This is a genomic window from Bradyrhizobium sp. (assembly GCF_049581145.1).
Taxonomy (GTDB): Bacteria; Pseudomonadota; Alphaproteobacteria; order Rhizobiales; family Xanthobacteraceae; genus Bradyrhizobium.
Window position 1 is genome coordinate 1 of sequence record NZ_JBAURI010000241.1, and the last position, 6915, is coordinate 6915.

Below are 6915 nucleotides of genomic sequence, written 5' to 3' on the forward strand. Positions count from 1 at the left end.
GTCGAGGAACTGATCGATCTCGGGCAAATGGGCTACATCCGCGCGATCCAGCTCAAGCTCGAGGAGATGGCTGCCAATCAACCCGAACATGCCGACTTCGTGGCGCAAATGCGCTCGCTGATCGACCGCTTCGATCTCGACCAATACATGGCAACCCTGAAGACCCTGTACAGCTATGATCACTGAAGCCAAAAAGCGCGACGTCGCGCTCGTCGTCGATGACTCGCCGGAGACGCTTCGCCTGCTCACCGATGCGCTCGATGGTGCCGGCATGACGGTGATGGTCGCGCTCGACGGCGCCGCGGCGATGCGCATCGTGGACCAGATCACGCCCGACATCATCCTGCTTGATGCGGTCATGCCCGGCATGGACGGCTTTGAGACCTGCCGCCGGCTCAAGCGCGAGGCCGGTTTGAGCAACGTACCCGTCATCTTCATGACCGGGCTGGCAGAAACCGAGCACATCGTGCGCGGACTGGATGCCGGCGGCGTCGACTACGTCACCAAGCCGATCGCGGTCCAGGAAATGCTGGCGCGGATTCGCGTGCATCTCGCCAACGCGCGATTGACCCAAAGCGCGCGCGCCGCGCTCGACGTGTCGGGACGCTTTCTGCTTGCCGTCAATCGTCAGGGCAAGGTGATATGGGCGACGCCGCAGGCCCAGAAACTTCTGTCCGACAGCCTTGGGACATCCAATCTTGGCTCGCCCAGCGGCGACGACATGGTGCTGCCGCCGCCGCTGCAGCAATGGCTGGAGCTGGCCCACGAGAGCAAGGGCGGATCGAAAACTGCCGCAACCGCGTCGTTTCCCGATCATCCGGAGCTCCGGCTGCACTATATGGGCAATGCCGGTGCGAACGAATATCTGCTGCGGCTCGCCAAGGACACCAGTGCGAGCCTGCCGGCGCAATTCTCCAGCGAGCTGGGGCTGACCACTCGTGAGGGCGAGGTGCTGTCATGGCTCTCCAAGGGCAAGACCAACCGCGACATCGCGCAGATCCTGGGCTTGAGCCCGCGCACCGTGGACAAGCACCTCGAGCAGATCTACGCCAAGCTCGGGGTGGAAAACCGCACCGCCGCGGCCGCAATCGCCACCAATGCGACGCGGCGGAATACGTGAAACGACGTCATTGCGAGCGCAGCGGCGAAGCGATCCACGCCGAGAAAGCCGCTCGGCGTCATCGCTTGCAATGACGATGGCTATCGCGAGACCGCCTCAGCTATAAACAAACGCCGCGTCGTCCAGATCGATCGCCGGTATTTCGTCCTTCTCAGTCCAGTAATCCTGGCTGTGCTGCCATTCCGGCTTGTCGCCGCGCCGGGGCAACAGGCGCATGTCGCGCATCATGTAGCCCGGATTGAAGTTTTCCGGGTCGATCCACGACAATAGCGGCATGTTGTGATCCTCCGGCCGCAGCGCCACCTCGACCTTCCCAGCGCCCTTCTCCTTCATGTGCGCCAGCAGCCGGCAGACGAAATCCGCCACGAGGTCGGTCCGCAGCGTCCAGCTCGCACGGAAATAGCCGAATACCCAGGCCATGTTGGGCACGCCGGTAAACATCATGCCGCGATAGGTGACGGTGCTGGCGAAGTCGAGTGGCCTGCCGTCGATGGTGAAGGCGATATCCCCGAGCACACACAGATTGAAGCCGGTCGCGGTGACGATGATATCAGCCTCGAGCGTCTCGCCGCACCTCAGCAGGATTCCCGTTTCGGTCAAGCGCTCGATCTCGTCGGTGACGACCGAGGCCTTGCCGCTCTTGATACCCCAGAACAGATCGGCGTCGGGCACGAAGGCGATGCGCTGCCGCCATGGCCGGTATTTTGGCGTGAAATGCGTGGCCACGTCGTAGTCGGGGCCGAGCACCGCGGAAAGCTGGCCGATCAGCTCTTTCTTGACCTGCTCCGGCTCGCTGAGACAGCGGCGCGTGAACGCGTCCTGCTCGAACAGAATCTTGCGGCGGACGATCTCATGGATCCATTCCTCCTTGACCTGCAGCTGCCGCAATTGCTCCGCGAGTTCGATCGCGTTGCGACCGAGCCGGAAGTAAGTCGGCGAGCGCTGCAGCATCGTGACATGCGCGCATGTATCGGCGATCGCCGGAACAAGCGTCGCCGCGGTGGCGCCCGAACCGATCACCACCACCTGCTTGCCGCTCACGTCGAGATCATCAGGCCAGCGCTGCGGGTGCACGATACGCCCCTTGAAGTCCTTCATGCCCGGCCATTCGGGCGTGTAGCCTTCCGCGTGCCGGTAATAGCCCTGGCACATCCAGAGGAAATTGGCGGTGATCGTCGTGGATTCGCCGCAGGCAGTATTGACGGCTTCGATAGTCCACAGTTTTCTCTCGCTCGACCAACTCGCCGAGGCAATCTGGTGCTGGTAACGGATATGCCCTGCGAGATCGTTCTCGGCGATGACGTCACCCATATAGGAGAGGATTTCCGCGGCGGTCGCAATCGGCGGACCGACCCAGGGCTTGAAACGGTAGCCGAAGGTGTGCAGATCGCTGTCGGAACGGATGCCGGGATAGCGGTGGGTCAGCCAGGTGCCGCCAAAACTCTCCTGCGACTCCAGGATCACGAAGCTCGTGCCAGGAAGCTGCGTGGACAGGTGATAGGCGCTGCCGATGCCGGAAATGCCGGCGCCGACGATCAGGACATCGAAATGCTCGATCGTCCTGGAAGCAGATTCGGAGATGGAGCGGGCAGCGGCTACGTTCATCGTGGTTGTCTTTATGGTTGGATCGGCGCTCCAGACAGGGTGGACTCAATCGTCGATCATGGTCAACCCAGTGGCGCGATCAGGCAAATGATCTGGATCAACCCAGCCCGGATCAGAACGCGAAACCCCACTGCCGGGCGGTTTGCAAAACCCAATCCCGGTACAGCGTGAGCGGCGTGACCCCCGACAGGCCGCCGCAGCCCGCGCTGTCGTTCGGCCCCGTCGACCAGCTGATGAGGCCGATGATGACCGGGCCGGCCGCCTGATCCTCGAACACCGGGCCGCCGGAATCGCCGACGCAGGCCCCAAGACCGTTGCTGGTGCCCTGCGCCGCCGGATCGACCAAGCGTATCTGCAGCTTGCCCGGTTTGCCAGTCACGACCAGCGCCGCCGAACGGACGATGCCGGCGCTCTTGCCATCGCCGCGAATCGTGACGCCGATGCCGGAGATGGTAAATTGGGTTCCGGCCGCGATCGGAAGCTGCGGCATGCCGAGCATCGCCGGCGTTTTTCCTTCAAACGGAATTTTCAATCGCAGCAACGCCACGTCGGCGGTGGCGCGATGCGCCAGCATCGCCTGCATCTGGTAGGCCGGATGGATCGCGACCTTGCTGACGTCCTGCAATTGCGCCTTCTGGTCCGCGCCATACCGCACGATCTTGTAGACCGCGCCGGGCTCCACGCAATGCGCGACCGTCAACACCAGGCTCGGCGCGATCAGGCTGCCGCTGCAGAACGTGCCGCGCGAACCGAGAATGGTGACGACAGCGCGGCCGACGCCTTCGGGCGTCGGCGCAGCGCCACCGACGATGGCATGAGCCGGAGCGGATGCGAGCAGCGCAGCCGCCGCGAGCAACGACACCAAGGCTTTTGTCGGCGCTTTCATCGGCGCAGCATTAACCGGTCCGCCGCTCATCGCCAAGCGGGCCGACGGACTGGCCTCGCGGGCGCCAGCATGCTAGCCGGTTCAACAATGTTACCCGCAGCTTGAGGGCAGGATGGTCGAGGCGGTGATCTGGGATTTCGGCGGCGTGCTCACGACCTCGCCGTTCGAGGCCTTTGCGCGGTTCGAGCGTGAGCGCGGGCTGCCGCCCGACATCATCCGTCGCACCAACGCCGCCAATCATCTGGAGAATGCCTGGGCCAAATTCGAGCGCGCAGAAGTCGACATCGAGACGTTCGACGACCTGTTTGCCGCCGAATCGCTGGCGCTGGGCGCCGAAGTGCGAGGCAAGGACGTGCTGCCGCTATTATCAGGCGATCTGCGGCCCGAGATGGTGGAAGCGCTCAAGCGGGTCGGCGTCAGCTTCAAGACCGGCTGCATCACCAACAACCTGCCGGCCAATGCGATCGGCAGCGCAACCGGACGCTCGCTTTACATCGCTGAAGTGATGGTGCTGTTCGACCATATCATCGAGTCGGCGAAGATCGGCCTGCGGAAACCCGACCCGCGCATCTATCACATGATGATCGAGGCGCTCGGCGTCGATCCCAGAAATTGCGTCTATCTCGACGATCTCGGCGTCAACCTGAAGCCCGCGCGCGAAATGGGCATGACCACCATCAAGGTGATCGATGCGGCCCAGGCCATTGCCGAGCTTGAGTCCGCGACCGGATTGACGCTGCGCTAATTACTCCGCCGCGGCCGCGATCCGCTCCGGAAAGGCCGTCGCGAGCGAGGAAGGATCGGCTTTCAAGACGCCACGCTCGGTGATCAAGCCCGTCACCAGCCGCGCCGGCGTGACGTCGAAAGCATAATTCGCAACCGGCGAGTTTTCCGGCACGATCCGCACCGTCTCGATCCTCCCATCGGCTGTCCGGCCCGTCATATGGGTGACCTCTTCCGCACCACGTTGTTCGATCGGAATTTTACTGACGCCGTCGGTGACGGCGAAATCGATGGTCGGCGACGGCAGCGCCACATAGAACGGCACGCCATTGTCCTTGGCTGCGAGTGCCTTGAGATAGGTGCCGATTTTGTTGCAGACGTCGCCATTCGCGGCGACGCGGTCGGTGCCGACGATGACGAGGTCGACCAGGCCATGCTGCATCAGATGGCCGCCGGTGTTGTCGGGGATGACGGTATGCGGCACGCCGTGATGGCCAAGCTCCCAGGCCGTCAGTGCTGCGCCCTGATTGCGCGGGCGGGTCTCGTCGACCCAGACATGGACGCCGACACCGCGATCATGGGCAAGGTAGATCGGGGCCGTCGCGGTGCCCCAATCGACGGTCGCGAGCCAACCGGCGTTGCAATGGGTCAGCACATTGACCGGCATGCCCGGCGGCTTCCTGGCCGCGAACGCCTCGAGCAGCGCAAAGCCGTTTTTCGCAATACCCTCGTTGATGGTGATATCCTGCTCGGCAATATCAGCGGCACGGGCATAGGCGGCGTCGAGCCGGGCCGAGGGCGGCAGCCGCCTCAGCATCGCTCGCATCTCGTCCAGCGCCCACTTCAGATTGATCGCGGTCGGCCGCGTCGCGAACAGCATGTCATAGGCGTGTTCGATCCCAACCTCGGACCGGTCGTCCCGCATCGCCAGCGCCATGCCGTAGGCGGCGGCGGCGCCGATCAGGGGCGCGCCGCGCACCAGCATCGAACGGATGGCGTCCGCGGCTTCGTCACATGTGGTCAGCGCCGCCACGACGAATTCATGCGGCAATTTCCGCTGGTCGATCGCTCCGACCGACCAACCGTCCGCTTCGAGCCAGATGCTGCGGAAATGTCTGCCGTCTACCTTCATGACACGCCACCCCTTTACGCCACCTTCACCCTCGCAATACCCGGCCGGCCACCGCGTCGAGCTTCTTCAGAAGCTCGGGATCGCGCGCCTCCGGCGCCGTGATCAGCGCGGTATCGAGCGCACGGTCCGAGCCGATCGGACACGGCTCGTGCTCGCGCGGAAAGTTCTTCGAAAGCCGCGCCACCAGCGCCTTCGCCTTGTCGGCATTCGACGTCAGCACCCGGATGATGTCCTGCACAGTCACGGCGTCATGGTCCGGATGCCAGCAATCGAAATCGGTCACCATCGCGACGGTCGCGTAACAAATCTCGGCTTCGCGCGCGAGCTTGGCCTCCGGCATGTTGGTCATGCCGATCACGGAATAGCCGAGGTTCTTGTACGTCATGCTCTCGGCGTAGCTGGAGAATTGCGGTCCTTCCATGCAGACATAGGTACCGCCGCGTGCGATCGCGATACCCTCCTCCTCGGCCGCGGCGGCAAGATGGATGCGCAGCCGCGGCGAGACCGGATGCGCCATCGAGACATGCGCGACGCAGCCCCTGCCGAAAAACGAGGACTCGCGCTTGTGGGTGCGGTCGACGAACTGGTCCACCAGCACGAAAGTGCCGGGCGGCAATTCCTCCCTGAACGAGCCGCAGGCCGACAGCGAGATGAGGTCGGTGACGCCGGCCCGCTTCAGGACGTCGATATTGGCGCGATAATTGATGTCGGAAGGCGACAGCCGGTGGCCCTTGTCGTGGCGAGGCAGGAACACGATCGGAAGGCCGGCAATGGCGCCGTGGCGCACCGGTGCCGACGGCTCGCCCCACGGACTTTCGATCGTCTCCTCGCGCGCGTTTTCCAGGCCTGGCAAGTCATAGATGCCGGAACCGCCGATGATGCCAAGCACCGCTTTGGTCATGCTCACTCCACTCTGCTTTGGTGGATCGAGCTATGCCAGTTTTTTGGCGATTTAGGAACAGGGAGAGCCTAGTTGAGCGATTTTGAAGTTGTCATCATATCAGCCTCAATCCCCGAACCTCGGCGGACACGCGCCCAACAGTTTTTTGATGCCACGGTGTGCGGTGCCGATGCGCCCTGCTCGAGTCCACGAATTCGAATCCGAACAGCAGATACGGCTTCACTGTCTCGCGGCGCTGGTCGCCCGAGCTTTGCTTGGGAAGTCTTGCGCCTCGAGATCGAGGGCGCAGGGAATGCCGGGTGCGCGCTGCACCCGCGGTCTCGTGTGCAAGTAGCAGTAAGAAACGAACGCACACGAGCATACAGGTTCAGCGGAAACACTCCGACATTCCCTGCGCAATGGCTTTACGGCTTACTTCGCGCTCTCCCCGGCGATCCGGCTTGTTTGACACCGTCGCCTTCGGCGTGGCCACCCTGCCCGGTCGGGCTGAGCGGCCTCCAAAGACTTGACGCCGACCCTGAGGCGTCGGGACCACGCGACTTCACCGT

At 63.5% G+C, this 6915-nt stretch carries 7 protein-coding genes; 3 read left to right on the forward strand and 4 right to left on the reverse strand.

Going from position 1 to position 6915, the window contains the following annotated elements; all coding sequences use genetic code 11:
- Both WCB02_RS08000 and WCB02_RS08005 read left to right on the forward strand, forming a co-directional pair.
- A partial coding sequence (locus WCB02_RS08000) for a hypothetical protein (protein WP_423957334.1) occupies positions 1-186 on the forward strand: 186 nt, incomplete at its 5' end.
- Positions 176-1120, forward strand: a complete 945-nt coding sequence (locus tag WCB02_RS08005) for a response regulator (RefSeq protein WP_423957335.1) — start codon at positions 176-178, stop codon at positions 1118-1120. The genes WCB02_RS08000 and WCB02_RS08005, both read left to right, overlap by 11 nt.
- Positions 1121-1216: 96 nt before the next feature.
- Here the strand turns inward: WCB02_RS08005 and WCB02_RS08010 are convergent, their stop codons facing one another.
- Both WCB02_RS08010 and WCB02_RS08015 read right to left on the reverse strand, forming a co-directional pair.
- Positions 1217-2725 carry a flavin-containing monooxygenase gene (locus tag WCB02_RS08010; protein WP_423957336.1) on the reverse strand — a complete coding sequence of 503 codons (1509 nt, stop codon included), beginning with the start codon at positions 2723-2725 and terminating at the stop codon, positions 1217-1219.
- Between the two features lie 112 nt (positions 2726-2837).
- Positions 2838-3611: a S1 family peptidase gene (locus WCB02_RS08015; protein WP_423957337.1), complete on the reverse strand. Its 774-nt coding sequence runs from the start codon at positions 3609-3611 to the stop codon at positions 2838-2840.
- 112 nt (positions 3612-3723) lie between these two features.
- Between WCB02_RS08015 and WCB02_RS08020 the strand changes: the two genes are divergently transcribed.
- Complete coding sequence (locus WCB02_RS08020) at positions 3724-4356, forward strand: HAD-IA family hydrolase (protein WP_423957339.1); 633 nt, start codon at positions 3724-3726, stop codon at positions 4354-4356.
- On the opposite strand, the gene mtnA is transcribed toward WCB02_RS08020, so the two are convergent.
- Both mtnA and WCB02_RS08030 read right to left on the reverse strand, forming a co-directional pair.
- On the reverse strand, positions 4357-5466 hold the full coding sequence (gene mtnA / locus WCB02_RS08025; protein WP_423957341.1) for an S-methyl-5-thioribose-1-phosphate isomerase: 1110 nt from the start codon (positions 5464-5466) through the stop codon (positions 4357-4359).
- A 25-nt stretch (positions 5467-5491) separates the two neighbouring features.
- Positions 5492-6367 (reverse strand): S-methyl-5'-thioadenosine phosphorylase, encoded by an 876-nt coding sequence (locus WCB02_RS08030; RefSeq protein WP_423957342.1) that lies wholly within the window; start codon positions 6365-6367, stop codon positions 5492-5494.
- Between the last annotated feature and the right edge of the window lie 548 nt (positions 6368-6915).